Origin of the sequence: Pseudogracilibacillus sp. SE30717A, from assembly GCF_037071985.1 — a bacterium.
Classification (GTDB): Bacteria; Bacillota; Bacilli; order Bacillales; family Amphibacillaceae; genus Pseudogracilibacillus.
Map to the genome: position 1 here is coordinate 66,710 of NZ_JAXHDF010000009.1, position 17,814 is coordinate 84,523.

Below are 17,814 nucleotides of genomic sequence, written 5' to 3' on the forward strand. Positions count from 1 at the left end.
ATGAAAGAAGTTGCTTGTTCTCTGACAATTGCAGGTACTGACCCAACAGGCGGGGCAGGAATTCAAGCAGATTTAAAAACATTTCAGGAGTTACAAAGTTACGGTATGTCTATCATTACTTCAGTAGTAGCACAAAATACAACAGGTGTTCAACGTATTCACCATATTCCGTTAGAAATGATTGAAGAACAACTGGATTCAGTTTTTTCAGATATGCCTGTGCATGCATTTAAAACAGGCATGATCGCTAATATTGATATGATGGATATAATTAAGTCAAAAATTGCTGATAAAAATATTCCATTTGTTATTGACCCTGTCATGGTAGCAACAAGTGGAGATGCTTTAATCAGCGAAGATGCCCGTGATTATTTACGTGATCATTTGTTGCCATTATGTAAAGTTATCACCCCTAATTTACCGGAAGCTGAATTTTTAACTGGGGATACTATTGATACCGTTGATAAAATGGAAGCTGCTGCGAAGAAGATTGTTCATGAATATGGGGCGGAAGCCGCATTAGTAAAAGGTGGACATCTTGTTGGGGATGCAATCGATTATTTATATGACGGTAAAAATATGTACACGTTTAAAGCGAAAAGAATTAATACGAAAAATACACATGGGACAGGCTGTACGTACTCTGCTGCGATTACAGCATATTTAAGTCACGGTCTCCCACTCGTTGAAGCGGTAGAGAAAAGTAAACATTTTGTCACGGAAGCTATAAAGCATTCGTTTGAACTTGGAAAAGGAAATGGCCCGACAAATCATTTTGCAGTTAGAAAGGATTGTTCCAACTAATGGATATTATTAGCCAAGTCAGAAAGAACCAACCTTTAATCCATCATTTAACTAATCAAGTCGTGATGAATTTTACGGCAAACGGGTTACTTGCTTTTGGTGGGTCCCCAATTATGGCGAAAGAACAAGCGGAAGCGAAGGATATGGCGAGCATTGCGAGCGGGGTACTAATTAATATCGGTACAATTGTAAAGCCAGAACTAGAAGCAATGATTCTTGCTGGAAAGACAGCAAATGAAAGAAATATTCCTGTCGTACTTGATCCTGTTGGAGTAGCCGCATCGGAGTTCAGAATAGCATCGATAGAGTCCTTATTAAAAGAAGTTTCTTTTACGGCAATTAAAGGAAATGCCGGTGAAATGGCAAACCTTGTGGGAGTAGAGTGGAAAACAAAGGGCGTAGAATCGATTGATGATGATAGTACCCAACTCGAAGAAATTGCGCGACTAGTTTCTGAAAAATATGATACGCTTGCAGTTGTCACTGGTAAGATGGATGTCATTTGTAAACATGATATTGTGATGACGAACGAAACAGGACATGAGTTTTTAACAAGGATTACTGGAGCAGGCTGTCTGCTCGGGTCCATTTTAACTGCATGCCTAACAACAGACAATGATTCAGTTGATGCCGCTTATGAAGCAATTCGTTTTTACGGAAGTGCATCGGAAAAAGCAGCGAAAAGAAAAGACGTATTTGGAACAGGTACATTCCTTCCTGCTTTCATTGATGAACTAGGTCAATAAGGAGTAAAAAAGATGGAAAATTATTTACGAAAATACTTTATTATGGGCAGTCAAAACTGTACGCGCGATCCAGAACAAATTTTACAGGAAGCAATTGATGCTGGGATCACTGCTTTTCAGTTCCGGGAAAAAGGTGAAGGTTCCTTGTACGGCCAGGCAAAAATAGAACTTGGAAAAAGGTTAAGAGAGCTTTGCCTTAAAGCGAACATCCCGTTTTTTATTAACGATGATGTAGAACTTGCACCTCTCCTTAGTGTAGACGGAATTCATGTTGGACAAGATGATAGAAAGATAGATGAAATTCGTAAAGAATTCCCCGATCTCCTTCTCGGTCTTTCTGTTTCGAATGTAAAAGAGCTAGAGAATAGCCCTCTCCATCTTGTCGATTATGTTGGCGCCGGACCCGTTTATGCAACAAAAACAAAAGATGATGCAAAGGCAGCAGTAGGACTTGAATGGATTACGTATATTAGAAACAATTACCCAGATCTTCCGATTGTCGGAATCGGGGGAATTGACACGTCGAATGCTCGTCAAGTAATTGAAGCGGGAGCTGATGGAGTTTCTGTCATTTCTGTCATTACGAAATCCGACAATATTTCTCAAACTGTTCAAGCTTTATAGTGCAAGTGAAAAAATCCGTTTTACTGTAGGTGTCAGGAAATAGCGCTAAGCTTCCCTTATACTTACAATAATGAAACGGATTTTTTATTTTTCATCTTTAATTAAATTAGTAGTCGCTGTTACCTTTACCACCAGTTACAATCGTAATTCCAGCACTTGCTCCAATCCGATTTGCTCCGGCAACAATCATCGCCTCTGCTGTTTCTTGATCACGGACCCCACCAGATGCTTTTACTCCCATCTCCGGTCCAACTGTCGTTCGCATTAATCGAATATCTTCAACTGTCGCTTGACCTGGACCAAAACCAGTAGACGTTTTTACAAAATCAACACCTGCTTTTTTGGCTAACAGACATGCGCGTTCTTTTTCTTCATCTGTTAAAAAGCCTGTCTCGATAATAACTTTTACTACTGCTTCCTTATTTGCCGCCCAGACGACTTGCTTCATATCATCTAAAACGGCTTGGTCATCACCAGACTTCAGTGCACCTATTTGGATCACCATGTCTACTTCTGTCGCCCCCGATGCAATCGCATCTCTCGTTTCAGCAACTTTAGTAAAAGTACTTGTCGCTCCAAGCGGGAAGCCGATTACTGTCGTAATTCCTACATTTGATCCCGTCAACTCTTTACATGCAATTCGAACCCATGAAGGATTAACGCATACCGTTGCAAACTCATATTGTTTTGCTTCTTCGCAAAGTTTTACGATGTCCTCTTTTGTCGCCTCCGGTTTTAAAAGTGTATGATCAATCATACTTGCTATACGTTTTTCTACCATTTATGTCTCCCTTTCTTTCATCTATTAAAAAAAGTCGGTTAGAAATGTTTGTTTTTGAGGAATCATTTTCTCTAATTGTTCTATTGCCGAGACCTTCCCATCAACTAAATGGTGTGCAAATAACTCTTGTGGGCGTTTGAATCCAAAACAAATCGATGTGAATTGCTGTATCGTACAGTTGATATCTCCATTCCTCAAGCCTTTTACTTTCGTTACTACTGTTTTTCCAGACTGTGTCTGAATGTGATAGCCGGCACTATTTTCAGGAAAAGATTCATCTTCAATCAAAATGTGAACAGAACCTTCTGCCTCCGTAAATGGGTAATCTTTTAAAAAATTATAAACATCGACAATCCGAGCCATAGCAAAAGTTTCTTTCTCTTGTTTAAAAAATGGATCTTTTAATTTATAAGGCAATAAATCATTTTCAGGAACGATCATTTTCACTTCTTTAGCCATGGAATCATGATTTCCAATAAATTCATAAAGCAAATACATCCCATTTAACGATGTATAAGCCATTTCTATCACAGTAAATACTTCATCTCTCACTTTATAGATGATATATCCCTCTGGATGACCTGTCTCGTGATAAGCCACTCTAATCTGTGCCACTTCATCTGAAAGTACGCGCTGTTCCCACCATTTTTCATTTCGTTTTAGCATGCCATTATACTGTTTTGCATATTTCTTGTAGATTGAATCAAGTAACGAGATATCATCTGTTCTTCTTATATAGCCATTTCCATTCCAATCCTCTTTTAATTTTCCAATTGGGATTGTATAACGTTGATTCATAAATGATAATTCCCATCCATACTTTCTATAAAACCCAACATGAAAAGGATCTAAGATAGAAATCGTTTGTCCAGCTTGCTTCATTTCTTTTAAGGCTTGTAACAATAACTTTTTTGCTATTCCCTGCCTGCGAAATTCTGGCCATGTCGCGACAGAAGCAATCCCTCCCATTTGGTAGACTGTCCCATTGATATACACGTCAAGTGGGATAATATGCAGTTTCCCCGCTAATGCCCCATCTACCATATACCCTAAAATCGAGTGACGCTCGGTTTCCTCTTTTTTAACCATACGTTGTTCATCACTCAATGTATATTGAAAGGCAAATTGCGAAAGAGATATAATTTGTTCAAAGTTTTCTTTAGATAACTTTTTTATACCCTCCATCTGTTACCTCCTTCTTTAGTTAGTTTCATTCTAGTGAAAGATAACATTATCGTCAATGCTATTAAGTGAACTAATTACCTTTCTAATACAATCTAGTAATTAATTCCCTAATTAAAAAGCACGAGAAATCTCCCGTGCCCTCCGAAATATGCTTACATTATTTTATTTTTTTAGAGAAAAATTATAACTAACAATCGTCTATTACTCATGTCTAAGTGCATCTATCGGACTTAATTTTGATGCTTTATTTGCCGGTAAGATTCCAAACACGATTCCAATTAATGCCGAGAACCCGGCACCGATCATCACGACGATTGGACTTACAACTGCTGTAAAAGGTAAAAACTGCGAAGCTATCATAGTAACCAACATTGCAATTCCGATTCCAATTAATCCACCGAGCAATGTAATCGTCATTGCTTCGATTAAAAATTGCGAGAGTATCCTACCTCTTGTTGCACCGATTGCTTTTCGTAATCCAATCTCTCTCGTACGTTCCGTAACCGAAACGAGCATAATATTCATCACGCCAATTCCGCCGACTAACAGAGAGATCCCAGCAATACTACCAATAAATAACGTAATGGTCAGATAAAACGTCTGAAATTCTTCTTCATACTCACTCATATCCCAATACGTATACATACCGTCTTCTAAATTTTTTATTTCCGTTAGTTTTGCTGCAGCCATTTCTGCTGTTTCTGATAATGTTTCTGCACTGGCTCCAAGAATCTGAATCTGTTGAATTTCCGCAGCTCCAAACATCATTCCATTTAATGTACGTGGCATTAAACCTTCTCCGTTGTCCCAACGATACTCTTCCGGAATAGTAGATTTGTAGACACCTACTAACTTGTAAGGATTTCCATCAATTTCAACGATTTCTCCAATTACTTCTTCATCTTCTTTAAATAATTTATCACGTGTATAATCATCAATCATAATCACACGATTCATATTGTCATTATCTTGTTCCGTGAAAGGACGACCTTCTAACATTTGTATATTTTTTCCGTAAAAATAGTCTCTGCCCACGCCAACGATTTCAATTTCTATTTGTTTCTCATTATGAATCAAATTTCCCCAGCCATGATTGATTCCCATCGCAACTTGAACCCCTGGCACACCTTGAATTTCTGCCAAGTCTTGAGATGTTATTTCTGGTTCTATCCACATCATTTCTCCGCCATCTTCAGAAGGAAACGGCTCATAATATAATTCAATAATGTTTTTATCTGCTCCAAATAATTCATCCGTCAACTGATTTTGGGCACCAGTACCAATTGCAACAATAATAATAACTGCACAGACACCAATTATAATTCCTAACATCGTTAAAATGGAACGAATTTTATGATTCCAAATGGAAGATAATGCAATTTTAAAACTTTCTACTATATTCATGCCTGCAGCCTCCGATCTTCGGTAATAACACCATCACGAAGCATAATGATTCGATCTGCATAAGCTGCAATTTCCTCCTCGTGTGTAACGATAATTACGGTTTTACCTTCTTTATTTAATTGAGTGAATAACTCCATTATTTGCTGACCTGTCTTTGAATCCAGCGCACCGGTTGGTTCGTCCGCTAAAATAATTTCCGGATCGTTTACTAAAGCTCTTGCAATACACACTCGTTGTTTTTGCCCTCCTGATAATTCATTCGGCAAATGGCGAGCCCGATCCCCAAGTCCGACTTTCTCTAACATTTCGGTCGCTCTTATAGTACGTTCATTTTTTGCAATATCGGCATAAATCAGTGGTGTTTCTACATTTTTCACCGCATTTAAACGTGGCAAAAGGAAAAATTGCTGGAACACGAACCCAATATGTTTATTTCGTAAAGCTGCTAATTGATTTTCATGGAAAGCACTAATCTTATCACCATTCAGTTCATAGTCCCCTGAAGTAGGAGCATCTAAAAAACCGATAATATTCATTAATGTTGACTTCCCCGAACCGGACGGCCCCATAATCGCAATGAACTCTCCGTCTTCTATTTCTACATCAATATCGTACAAAACGGGAACCTCTAATTTTCCGGTTTTATATGTTTTATTAATCTTACTCAACTTCATCATAGGAGGTCACTTCCATTCCATCATACATCTCAAAACTTGGAGTGATTACAACTAACTCTCCTACTTCTACTCCATCAGTAATTTCAATAAATTCATCGTTCATATTACCAGTCTCTACGTCTCGTCTTTCAAGCACTCCGTCAATAAGCACATAAACAAACGGAGCTTCTTCCATCATCCCTTCTTCCATGAACATATCATCCATCATACCTGCGTCTTCATCGTCTTCACCCATCATCATGTCATCCAAAAGAGCTGAATGCGGGACAACCAGTTTTTTCTCATCGCCTCCAATACTTACTTCTAAAGAAACATGATAACCTTGCCTTAATTCCTTTGTATCGTCGGTAATTTCTACTTTAAACGGATACATAGTGACATTCATATCACCACCACCGTACATGTCCATCTCCCCTCCCCCTTCATCGGTTGGGAATTCAGAAACCGACTCTACCATTCCTTTCCATTCTCGGTCTTTAAACACTTTTGGGCGAATGACTACATCTTGTCCAGATTTTATTTTGACACTATCAAACTCACTCATTGTACCAATCACTTTAAATGGTTCATTTGAAACAATATGTACAATTGGTTCTGTTGTTCCTTCTTCTGTTCTTTCTAAATTTTTATTTACCTTTACAATGGTTCCATCCATTTTACTTTTTACTGTCAACGCTTTTTTCAATTCATCAATCCGATTTATTTCCGCTTGCGCTCCTGAAACTTCCGCTTTAGCATTTTCTATTTCAAGTGCTAACTGATTCTTTTCTAATTCAAGTGCCCGAATATCTTCATCCGTTATGAAGGTTCCTTCTTCATCTGAACTCTGCCCGTTTTCTTTTGCCTTTTTCATCTCTTCTATTTCTTTTACCATTTGGTTTAATTGATTTTGAATTACTTTCGTATTATTTTGCAACATATCTCTTGAGCGTACTGCCGCATTAAACTCATTATCTAACTCTGTCCCATCATATACGAATAGACTGTCGCCCTTTTTTACGTTATCATTTTCTTTTACTTTAAATTCTTTTATTTCTCCATTTTCAGGTTCTCCATACACTTTTTGTTCGTTGTCAGCGACTATTTTACCCGTTACTAGTATCGTCTCTTCCATTTTCTCTTCTGTTACTTTCTGAACAAGAACTTCCATTTCATCAGGATCCATCTGATCTACCGTACTTACTCTCCCTTTAAACGCATAAATAACAGCCATTACAACAATAAGCGTAAGAATCCCTGCGCCTATTAATATCTTTGTCTTTTTCTTCATTTTTTCTCCCCCTAATGCTGTATCAACAACTTAATACACTATAGTTAAATAAATCTGTGTTATTCGTTTAATACACCTGTTTCTAATTATAGAATGCAAAACTTGGAAAAGCAAGCACAGATTTACCCTGAGTGAAATCAGTACGGCTAAACAGCATTTTTAGTCCTATGCAAAAAAATTAGAACTAACAGTTAAGAGAGATGTAAAAAGCATGAAAAAGACCTTCAAAAATCAACTTTTTTTAAGAGGACTTACATCATGACAGCATTAATGACGATAGTCCCCATTTCTGTTGATCTTCATTGAATTTATTCAGGTAATTTTGGTCATATTTTTATCTCTTTCTCTTTCACCTTTATCCTTCATTCACAAGTTCATATTCTTTATATAGATTATGATAATATGTATTGTTATTTATTAATTCATCATGTGTACCTATAGCCACTATCTCACCTTTGTCTAAAACCACAATATTATCTGCATTTCTAATGGTAGAAGCCTTATGAGCAATGACTAAGGTAGTTCGTTCATGCTTGAATTTTAGTAATACCTCTTGAATCTGTTCTTCTGATTGATAATCTAATGCAGAGGTTGCTTCATCTAAAAGAAAGATAGGAGCATTACGCAATACCGCCCTAGCAATCGATATTTTTTGCCGTTGTCCTCCAGATAAATTAGCTCCACCCTCACCTACTTCTGTCGCCAATCCATTTGGCAAATGATTGATGAGATCATATAATTTTAATTCTTCTAATAACGTGATTATATCCGATTCTTTAGCATCTAAATTTCCATATCTTATATTTTCTAAAACTGTACCTGAAAATAAATACTGATCTTGGCTAACAAAGGAAAAGTAACTCATCAATTCTGTATAGGTCATCTTACTAATTTCTTTATCGTTAATCTCAATCGAACCTAAATAAGGAAAGAACCCTAATAAAAGCTTGAAAATAGTCGATTTTCCAGACCCGTTGTGTCCTAAAATAGCGACAAATTGGTTCTCTTCCACTTCTAAGTTAATATCAGATAGGACTTTCTTGTTTTCCTCGTTGTAAGAGAAGCTTACATTTTTCATTGATATGTTACTTCTCTCTCTTCCCACCTCATGTTTTTGTGGAAATGTATCGAATTGTCTTTTTTCCTTAAATACACGGAATATCCGATCACAAGCAGACAATGATTCCTGGGTTAATCCCCAAACCTGCGCTAACCCGGAAAACGGCCAAACTACATGATTTAATAATTGTATAAAAGCTAATAGAGCGCCTACTGTAATGTCACCTATTAATACGTAATAAGATCCTAATCCAAAAGCAATCAAAAAAGTAAGAAATCCAATTGCCTGTGAAGAACCTTGCATAGCGGCTTGTGCTTTCCCTTTTTGTATATCATAATGAAAAATCCCCTTAGTTAACCCTTGGAACTTCTCAGCTACAGTACGACCAAGTAAATATGTCCGCACAAAAGGGATATTTTTTACCGTTTCTTGAACATAACTCTGACTGTGAGCAACTTGCTCTTGTAATTTACCTGATACCTTTCGCATGGATGAACCAAAAACTTTTCCAATAAGAATAATTAACGGACCGATCAGCCCACATACTAGGGCTAATTGCCATTGAATTTTCAATAGGAAGATAAATGCAGCTAAAGCAACTAATGGGCCCTGTAATAGACTAATAAATGTACTACCCATTAAGTCACCCACTACATTGACATCATTAATTATTTTTGAGGAAATTTCTCCGGATTTGATTTTATTGAAGTAGGATATCGGTAACTTTAAATGTTGATTAAATAATCGAACACGTAAATCGTTTCTTATGTATGAAGAAATATAGTTCTTAACTAATACATCATAATAATTTTGAATAAATGTTAGCCCTAACAATACAACTCCGATAATTAATACAAAACGAAACTGGCCGATATTACCAATCAAAGCTGAATCTGTAATATTCATCATAAACCATGGCAAAGCTAAATCTAGAAATATTCCGGCAAATAAACTAATCATAAGCAATACATATATGAGCCATTTCTTTTTTACGTAGGCCAATAATTCCGATTGAACACCCTTCATCTTAAAACCAATCCCCTTATAATTATTCTCATTACTCACAGATAATAGATAATGAATTTAATTGCTTTTGATCTATACTTGTATAACATTTTTGCAAAGTAAAACTATATAAATGTTATAGAGTGAAATTATGGAAGTAAGTGACTATAGTAAATCGTCTGAATAAAAATTACCAATAGAGATAATTTTTTTGGTACCGATTTCATTTAATTTTATTCATTATAACATTATGATGATTAATCGTATAAAATGACATTACCATTTAAAGGAGATTGCTGTCAAGATGCGATAATTACATTAATAATTAAACAGTCCTTTTATTCACTATTCGAAAATAGTAAAAGCTGAACAGATATTCTGCTCAGCTTTTATGTTGTTCAGCAAATATTCGCATTGCCTCACACATGAATGTTGCCAATCCTTCTCCGAATTGATCAATATTATTCGTAAACCGGTTATCAGCTACATACATTTCCCCCAAACCTTTAAACGCATCCAAGGAATATGATCCAATTTTATTTAAGTACTTCCACCATTGTTCTATTGCTTCCTGCGCCTCTTCTGAATCAGGTGCAAGATGACGAATTTTTGCTAACCGTTTAAAAGTATCTTCCAATTCCTTTTCCATCATTTGTTTCTCCCCTTTAGTCCAGCGATCTTTCTTCGCATTTGCTTCAACAACTGCTGTGTCTCCCCATCTCTCTCTTGCCTCATCTTCATATTTATTTTCATCAAAATTAAACCCTGAAAACTTCTCTTCCATGCTCATCTCAATCTCTCCTTTTTTATATTGAATCGTCTTATCGATTGTTTGAATAAGACTGTTTATGTTTTCCCGTTTTTCTATTAGAATTTCTCGGTGCATCTCTAAGGCTTCCAACTGATTAAACGTAGGACTTCCAATAATTACTTTAATTTCTTTTAAAGGCATTCCTAATTGTCTAAAAAACAAAATTTGTTGCAACTGTTCCAAATTTCGTTCAGAATAAATACGATAACCAGACTCATTTATTTCACTGGGAGTAAGCAGTCCTATTTCATCATAATAATGAAGTGTCCTTACGCTAATTCCTGCTAAATTCGCAACTTCTTTCACTTTCACTTCTTATTTCCCTCCTCTAATTAATACTATAAAGGATAACGTTACGTGATAGTCAATGTAAAAAGGTAGAAAGGATGAATAAATTGATAAAAATTTTAGCAGTAGATGATGATGAAAGCATTTTAAACCTTGTCAGTATTCATCTTACCCGTTCTGGGTATAAAGTTTTAAAAGCGAACAATGGAATTGAAGCACTCGCAATTAGTGAAAATGAATTACCTGACTTAGCTGTTGTTGACGTAATGATGCCGCAAATGGACGGTTTTACGTTAACAAAAAAATTAAGCGAAATGGATATTCCTGTTCTCCTTCTTACAGCTAAAGGAGAACTCGAAGACAAAGAAAAAGGGTTTCTCGCTGGTTCAGATGATTATGTCGTAAAACCTTTTGAACCAAAAGAGCTGTTATATAGAATTCAGGCAATTTTAAGGCGATACGATAAGTCTCTTGAGCCGATTATTCGAGTTGGTTCCATGAAAATTAATCGTCAAAGCTATGAAGTAGAGATTGATAATAAAACTTTATTCTTGCCATTAAAAGAGTTTGAATTATTATCCGTACTTGCCTCCCGTGTTAATCATGTATTAACTAGAGAATATTTAATTGAACGAGTTTGGGGATTTGATTACGAAGGAGATGACCAAACATTAAATGTTCATATTAAACGATTAAGAGAAAAATTTCGCAATATATCTTTTTCCGAGATAAAAATCTCAACGGTACGAGGGGTTGGATATAAACTTGAGGTGACTTCTGCATGAAATCTTTATACGGAAAGTTCCTATTTTTCACGATTGGAATTATGATCTCTAGTGCTTTAATCGCCTATCTAATTGTTAATACGTATTATCATCAACATATGCGTGCCCAGAATGATGAAAAAAATATGACTATCGTGGAAAATATTGCTGACTTTATCCATTCCCAAAACGATGATGTAGATTTAGAAGAGTTTTTATCCACTCAATCAGATGTCGGGTATAAATTAATTTTATTTGATGAAGAAGCGAATAAAATGTTGTTTGGAAATGATTTTCGCTTAGATAATTTACCTGTTGAAACGGTTTACGATGTTTTAAGCGGGAAGCAATATCATGGCATGCGTGACCTTCCTAAAGAAACATTTGTAACTGGTTATTTCTCCGATGAATCTGCCAATACAGTGGGCACCCCATTTACGTACAAAGGAAAAACATATGCCCTCTTTCTTCGACCAGATATAAAAATGCTCTTTTCGGAAGTGCATATACTCCTTGCTGGACTTTCAGTAGGAATGGCAATAATCAGTTTGATAGCAATGCTTTTTGTGGCACGAAAACTAATTCAACCTATTTCTGTATTAACTGAGGCAACGAAAAAAGTAGGAGCGGAACAGTTTTCCTTCACTCTACCGACCAATCGTGGAGACGAAATTGGAGAACTCGCAACCAGCTTTCAAAAAATGGCTGACCAGCTGCGTGAGTCGGACGAGATGAGAAAACAATTTATTAATGATGTTTCCCATGATTTCCAAACTCCTTTACAAAATATTAAGGGATATGCAGCTCTTATTCGTGATGAGCAAACTACCAAAGCAGATCGAAAAACATATACGGAGATTATTACTTCCGAAACAGAACGATTATCTGAATTAACGAAGCAATTACTTGTGTTGACCTCATTGGACTCTTTATCCGAACCGCTTAAGATGAAGGAAGTTCATCTTGATCAACAATTAAAAGAAGTGTTAACAAGGTATCGCTGGTTAATGGAGGATAAAGGAATATCCTTAACGGCAGAAATTTCCCCTATTTCTATCCATGGAAATGCGGCTTACTTAGAAAAAGTTTGGGAAAACATTCTATCTAACGCGTTAAAGTACAGTTCTTTTGGAGGTACAATTAAAGTAACTGTTTTTCAAGAAGAGTCTAACGTTATTATTGTAATCAAAGATACCGGAATTGGAATTAAGTCAGAAAATATTCCACTTATATTCAATCGTTTCTACCGTGTAGATGAAGCAAGACATTCTGGTATCGAAGGAACAGGACTAGGTTTAGCCATTGTCCAGCAAGTCGTTGAATTACACAATGGAACAATTAATATTGACAGCAAACTAGGAATAGGAACAACCTTTACGATACGTTTGCCAATTGAAATGTAATCTTCTGTTCATATTCCGTTCATCTTCGAAATATACAATAGAGATAGAACTTAAACAGGAGGAGTAAAATATGCATGATGTTTGGAGTAAGCGACTTATTCGTTTTGCAGCAATTTTTGGACTAGTTGGTGCAATATTAGGGTCACATATGGCTGGAGCAGGTTCACTTGCGTTTCGTCCAGTACATGCTCACATATTAGTAGTCGGTTGGTTATCTTTATTCGCATGGGGAATTTATTATAAAGCATTTCGTGTTAAAGCAACAAAATTAATGGCTCTACAAGGATGGACTGGGATTATCGGTGCGGCTGGTTTGTCTATTGGATTGTGGATGCAGTATTTACAACCTTTCGGAGACTCAAAAGCACTTATTTTGCCCATTTATATTGGCGGAGGAGTCATTTTACTTTTAAGCTTCTTTTTATTTTTACTCGTTACCTTTTCAGCCGAAGAGAAGAAATAATCCTTGAATTAAAAAAGTAGAGAAAGCCAATGTTCTCTACTTTTCGTTTTTATTTAAGCGTTTTGTAACGCTTCTTTAATACTATCTTCTGTTATTTTCGTATGTGAAGCATTCCAAACTGCTTCTTTGTTTTTAACAACGAAAGCTTGTGGCGACTGATGTCGTATCCCCAAGTGTTCTGCAATCTGATCTGATACAGGACGTGTTTCTCTTACTTTTACATAAAACGCTCCAATATCTTCATTATTATCCTCTAAAAAGCGTTGAAACTCTGCGAATGCTTCAGCACTGATTGGACATGTTGTACTCTGTTTAAAAAGTAAAACTGGTTTCTCTCGTGATGTTTCCCATACCTCATTTAAGTCTTCTATCTCTAAAAGTTCTTTTAATTCAGCCATATTCAGTCCTCCTTATGATGTTTTGTCCATTTGCCTCTATTTTAAAGATAAATCTAGTTTGAAACAAATATTCAGATTTGCAATCCTGTTTATTATTTATTCCTAATCGAAAACATATACCTACCATGTACGATAAGTAGGACTAATCCCATAAGGGTAATTGAAAATGCTTGAGAGTTACCTGAGGCGATTGAATAAATTGTCGCTCCTACCATTGAGAAAATTATTACGAGATTTAATAGATTATATGATTTATACAGTCCATGCAACATCACGTGTTTTTCACCCTCATCCGCCGAATCAAGCAGTTTTTTTTCATAATCTGGATCAGAAATATTAGGGATATTTCTTTCCGGATGGACGATTTGCATTAAACTAACCATTGTTGCCATTAATAAATAACTAATGACCGAGAATACAATCCCGATAATAATTAAGGTCATATTCATAGTTGTGATTAACACAATACATAAAGCTAATAATGAAATAATCGAATTTGACTGGATAAATAAAGAATAGTCGCTGAATTTGCGATACTTCAGAGCGTCTATCTCATCCTCTTCGTCTCCTTGAAGGTCCGTATTATTAAGCTTTTTTATTTGGAGATGCAAGATAAATCCCCATATCCATAAGATAACAACAATACTATACAGCCCAATAACAATTCCATCTGCATATTTTATTAAATCGAATATTGGTATATTTAGAAATAGTAATGCTCCAAAAAAGCCAACTAAAGCACCTATAATCAATTGTTTAAAAAGTTTCATTTATAACTCATCCTCCTCAAAGAAAAATATGTTTTCAATCGGCTCATTGAAAATACGTGAAATCCGAACTGCAATCAGTAAGGAAGGGACAAACTCTTCACGTTCAATTAAACTAATCGTCTGCCTTGATACTTTCGCTAATTTAGCAAGTTGCGTTTGATTCAAACCTTCTCGCGCACGTAACTCTTTAAGACGACTCTTCATCATTCATCACCTCTAGAAAGTATTGTAACGGTTATTTTTCATTTTGACAAATATATTTGTCAAAAACATAATAATATTGGTCAAAAAAAGAGTTGCATTATTGCAACTCTACTAGGACTGAATTTTTACAGGACTGATATCTATTCATTGGGATCAAATTAAATGAATATGATCTGGAAAATTGACCGATATATTCAGGATTAAAATATAATCCGGAGAGAGACTAAACACATGATTTAGTGATTTTAACAAGTGATTAAGTGCTTAAAATGAAACGTTTGCAAATTTACTAAACAAAAAAATTGCCCAGGATTTCTGAGCAATTATCTATTCCTCTTTTTCTATTTCTGCGACGACCTCTTCTACTTCTTGGCGGGTCATTTTTTCATTTCCATCTTCCATCGTTTTTAATGTACGTTTAGCAAGTTCTAGAGGAATTTTACAGAACAAAGTAATCGTTCGAGTTTTAATATCTTTTAAATATTCATCCCCGAGACGCAAATTTTCATGTGCATATTCGAACACATCGGCACGAGTCCATCCGTCTGGAATAAAACGCACTCCACGCTCTGCATAATCTTCATGTTGATTTCTTAAAATATTAACTGCTTGTAATCCACGTCCAAATCCAATCGCTAAATCATGATCTGTTTCCGTCCCATCATACCATTTCCAAATATCTGAAAGCATGACTCCGACCAAACCGGCTACATAGTATGTATAATTATCAAGATCTTCTTTTGTTTTAATAACCCAATCCTTATTAACCCACTCAGCCATTCCTCCAGCCATTTCTGCTGTTGCGCTCTTCACTTTCTTCACTATGCCATCCGGACATACTTTAAGCCAATCAGCTAAGCGGATGGTCACCTCTGGCAATTCTAGTTGATACGGTTCAATAGCTCCTAAAAAAGCGGTCTGATCAAATGGTCCATCTGCCAATAGCAGTTCTTGCGTTTTCTTTAACAATGATTCTTTGATTTCTGCATCCATTGTTTCATGATCTTCGATTTCGTCAATTGCACGCATGCACAAGTATGCGGAGCCAACTGTTAATCGTAGTTCTCGCTTTAATAATGTGATCGGAATGTAAAAAGTTCGACTCGTTTCCTTCAAAACGTGCATGGCATCTTTTTCTAGCTTAGCTCCATAACTCAACTTCCGTTTCCTCCTTATAAGGACTCTAGTTTAAGTATAACAAAGAATCATAATTTTTTCTTTTCTTTATACCTTATCTTTCCCTTTTGGCAAGAGTCTTAAAATAATTTTTATTTAATTTTCCATTTTTTATGTTTACATTTTTAGAAAACTAACATATAATCCTCTCATTACAGTTTAATAGAGAGGAAATTAAATACTAATGAACGAAAAAAACGCGTTAATAAATTTTACAGAAATTAATCAAAATACAATGCCACAATATTATGATTATGCCATAGCAATCGATAAAGTAGTTCAATATTTAAATGAGAAGACTGGAAAAGATTTTAAAATCTATGACTCAGAAGATGTTCACGAAGAATTACATAGTGCCATTACACAGATGGTAAAAGATAGAGCGGATGATATCTCTATTCTTTCTCCTGTTTTTGAACATATTAGCTCTAAAAAAATTCATTATTCGGATGAAGGTAAGTATTCCATTTCCCCTTCTGATGAAAACAATCTTTTTTATTTTGAAAAATTTGAAGTCGCTTATGCAACTATTCCTATTTATCAAAGTCATGCAGATTATCCACTCGAGTTTCTTTTTGCTGCGAGTGACGAAGCTATGTTATTTTTTATTGCAGCAATGGTTGATAAAGAAAGAAACTTTATGCTTAATGGGATAACTGTTTTAACAGACACGGAAGAAGGACTCGATCGCTCTAAGGAAGAAATAACAGACCAAATTCATCGAAATGACGTGTTATTAGCCGATCATGTAAAGCGCGATATTTTCAGGTCCATCGATGAATTCTTTTCGAAAAGTGGTTCCTTCTTTAAAACATACAATATCCCTTACAAAAGAGGGATTTTACTTTACGGAAATCCCGGTAATGGAAAAACAACACTTGTAAAATCTATTGCTGGTAGTGTTGATGCACCAGTTGTTTATTGGCAAATTACTGAATATACATCCAGTTATTCCATCGATGAAGTTTTTCAAACAGCAAAAAAAATGTCACCAGTAATTCTGATTATCGAAGATATTGATTCAATGCCACATGAATGTCGTTCCGTATTTTTAAATACATTAGATGGTGCAACTACTAAAGAAGGTATTTTTCTCATTGGAACAACTAACTATCCAGAAAAAATCGACCCTGCTTTAATTAACCGGGCAGGTAGATTTGATCGTGCCTATGAGATCAAGCAGCCGGATGAAGGTTTACGCCGAAAATACTTACTCAATAAAAAAATAACTCAATTTGTGGATGAGTCTGAAATTGACCAGCTTGCAGCTAAAACGAAAGGATTATCAATTGCTCAACTAAATGAGTTATATATGTCGATGGCCTTACAGTGGCATTATGAGAAAGAAGTAGATACAGAGATGATTATTGAAGAATTAAAAGAGAATCATAGAAGAACAATGAAACAGGATTTTGACATGGAAGATTATGAAGATAAGCTAGGCTTCTAACTTTAATATTAATGGATCAGATCTGAAGAATGAACATTTACAACCTAACTGACTCTGTCACAAATTTAATATTTGAATGTAAAAAGTAGAAGATTAAATCCGCCAGTAACTAAAATTTAGGGATGAGCTGATCAACCGCTGCAGAAATATGTTTCGCTTTCCATGGGCGGCTGTTGAGCCTCCTTGTGCTCCGCACTGCGTAGTCTCATCTAGGCCTATGCTCCCATAGGAGTCTTCACATATTTCCTCCGCTGAGATGGTAACTGTTGACTGAATTTAGGAGCCGACTTTCTTTCTATTTAATAAAATTTACATTCTAGCGTAGGCAACATAGGAAGACTCCTGCAGGAACAGCACGAGTCCGAAGATCCCTGTAGCTTCCCGTTAACGGGAAGCTACAGAAGCTGAGGCCGTGCCTGCGGTAAAGGAGACACTGTAAAAGCAAACGATAGTGCAGCTTGAACAGATGTCGCTCTTATGCCTGTGGTGAAAGCGAAGTATTTTTCCGAAGCGGCTTCCTGAAATTAATAA

The 17,814-nt window shown here is 35.9% G+C and carries 18 protein-coding genes; 7 read left to right on the forward strand and 11 right to left on the reverse strand.

The genetic code is table 11. From position 1 onward, the window contains the following. From thiD to thiE, 3 genes are read left to right on the forward strand one after another with little or no spacing between them, the layout of a single operon-like run. A complete protein-coding gene (gene thiD, locus SPD48_RS14760) occupies nt 1-804 on the forward strand; it encodes a bifunctional hydroxymethylpyrimidine kinase/phosphomethylpyrimidine kinase (RefSeq protein ID WP_336258901.1) in 804 nt (267 codons plus the stop codon). Then, nucleotides 804-1,550 carry a hydroxyethylthiazole kinase gene (thiM, locus tag SPD48_RS14765; protein ID WP_336258902.1) on the forward strand — a complete coding sequence of 249 codons (747 nt, stop codon included), beginning with the start codon at nt 804-806 and terminating at the stop codon, nt 1,548-1,550. Before thiD ends, thiM begins: the two co-directional genes overlap by 1 nt. A 12-nt stretch (nt 1,551-1,562) precedes the next feature. Then, complete coding sequence (gene thiE / locus SPD48_RS14770) at nt 1,563-2,174, forward strand: thiamine phosphate synthase (RefSeq protein WP_336258903.1); 612 nt, start codon at nt 1,563-1,565, stop codon at nt 2,172-2,174. Between the two features lie 106 nt (nt 2,175-2,280). Here thiE and deoC read toward each other — a convergent pair whose 3' ends face one another. From deoC to SPD48_RS14805, 7 genes are all read right to left on the reverse strand, one after another. Continuing rightward, nucleotides 2,281-2,955, reverse strand: a complete 675-nt coding sequence (gene deoC, locus SPD48_RS14775; RefSeq protein ID WP_336258904.1) for a deoxyribose-phosphate aldolase — start codon at nt 2,953-2,955, stop codon at nt 2,281-2,283. 24 nt (nt 2,956-2,979) lie between these two features. Further along, a complete protein-coding gene (locus SPD48_RS14780; RefSeq protein WP_336258905.1) occupies nt 2,980-4,140 on the reverse strand; it encodes a GNAT family N-acetyltransferase in 1,161 nt (386 codons plus the stop codon). A 201-nt stretch (nt 4,141-4,341) separates the two neighbouring features. After that, complete coding sequence (locus tag SPD48_RS14785; RefSeq protein WP_336258906.1) at nt 4,342-5,544, reverse strand: ABC transporter permease; 1,203 nt, start codon at nt 5,542-5,544, stop codon at nt 4,342-4,344. Further along, nucleotides 5,541-6,221, reverse strand: coding sequence for an ABC transporter ATP-binding protein (locus SPD48_RS14790; protein WP_336258907.1), 681 nt, complete (start codon nt 6,219-6,221; stop codon nt 5,541-5,543). The genes SPD48_RS14785 and SPD48_RS14790 overlap by 4 nt, the downstream gene beginning before the upstream one ends. Continuing rightward, nucleotides 6,205-7,491, reverse strand: coding sequence for an efflux RND transporter periplasmic adaptor subunit (locus SPD48_RS14795; RefSeq protein ID WP_336258908.1), 1,287 nt, complete (start codon nt 7,489-7,491; stop codon nt 6,205-6,207). Before SPD48_RS14795 ends, SPD48_RS14790 begins: the two co-directional genes overlap by 17 nt. Before the next feature lie 355 nt (nt 7,492-7,846). Continuing rightward, on the reverse strand, nt 7,847-9,577 hold the full coding sequence (locus SPD48_RS14800) for an ABC transporter ATP-binding protein (protein WP_336258909.1): 1,731 nt from the start codon (nt 9,575-9,577) through the stop codon (nt 7,847-7,849). Between the two features lie 361 nt (nt 9,578-9,938). Next, entirely contained in the window at nt 9,939-10,679 is a 741-nt protein-coding gene (locus tag SPD48_RS14805) for a MerR family transcriptional regulator (protein WP_336258910.1), read from the reverse strand. A gap of 86 nt (nt 10,680-10,765) precedes the next feature. On the opposite strand from SPD48_RS14805, the gene SPD48_RS14810 reads away from it, so the two are divergent. From SPD48_RS14810 to SPD48_RS14820, 3 genes are all read left to right on the forward strand, one after another. Next, nucleotides 10,766-11,440, forward strand: a complete 675-nt coding sequence (locus SPD48_RS14810; protein WP_336259036.1) for a response regulator transcription factor — start codon at nt 10,766-10,768, stop codon at nt 11,438-11,440. Continuing rightward, nucleotides 11,437-12,822 carry a sensor histidine kinase gene (locus tag SPD48_RS14815; RefSeq protein ID WP_336258911.1) on the forward strand — a complete coding sequence of 462 codons (1,386 nt, stop codon included), beginning with the start codon at nt 11,437-11,439 and terminating at the stop codon, nt 12,820-12,822. The genes SPD48_RS14810 and SPD48_RS14815 overlap by 4 nt, the downstream gene beginning before the upstream one ends. Before the next feature lie 70 nt (nt 12,823-12,892). After that, nucleotides 12,893-13,285 carry a hypothetical protein gene (locus SPD48_RS14820; RefSeq protein WP_336258912.1) on the forward strand — a complete coding sequence of 131 codons (393 nt, stop codon included), beginning with the start codon at nt 12,893-12,895 and terminating at the stop codon, nt 13,283-13,285. 53 nt (nt 13,286-13,338) lie between these two features. Here SPD48_RS14820 and ytxJ read toward each other — a convergent pair whose 3' ends face one another. The 4 genes from ytxJ to SPD48_RS14840 all read right to left on the reverse strand — a co-directional run bounded on the left by ytxJ (nt 13,339) and on the right by SPD48_RS14840 (nt 15,815). Continuing rightward, entirely contained in the window at nt 13,339-13,683 is a 345-nt protein-coding gene (gene ytxJ / locus SPD48_RS14825) for a bacillithiol system redox-active protein YtxJ (RefSeq protein WP_336258913.1), read from the reverse strand. 92 nt (nt 13,684-13,775) lie between these two features. Beyond that, entirely contained in the window at nt 13,776-14,453 is a 678-nt protein-coding gene (locus tag SPD48_RS14830) for a DUF3169 family protein (protein ID WP_336258914.1), read from the reverse strand. Then, on the reverse strand, nt 14,454-14,657 hold the full coding sequence (locus SPD48_RS14835) for a helix-turn-helix transcriptional regulator (protein WP_336258915.1): 204 nt from the start codon (nt 14,655-14,657) through the stop codon (nt 14,454-14,456). A 327-nt stretch (nt 14,658-14,984) separates the two neighbouring features. Continuing rightward, the gene (locus SPD48_RS14840) at nt 14,985-15,815 is read right to left on the reverse strand and encodes a phytoene/squalene synthase family protein (protein WP_336258916.1); all 831 of its coding nucleotides are present in this window, start codon (nt 15,813-15,815) and stop codon (nt 14,985-14,987) included. 202 nt (nt 15,816-16,017) lie between these two features. Between SPD48_RS14840 and SPD48_RS14845 the strand changes: the two genes are divergently transcribed. Then, complete coding sequence (locus SPD48_RS14845; RefSeq protein WP_336258917.1) at nt 16,018-17,283, forward strand: ATP-binding protein; 1,266 nt, start codon at nt 16,018-16,020, stop codon at nt 17,281-17,283. The last annotated feature ends 531 nt before the right edge of the window (nt 17,284-17,814 follow it).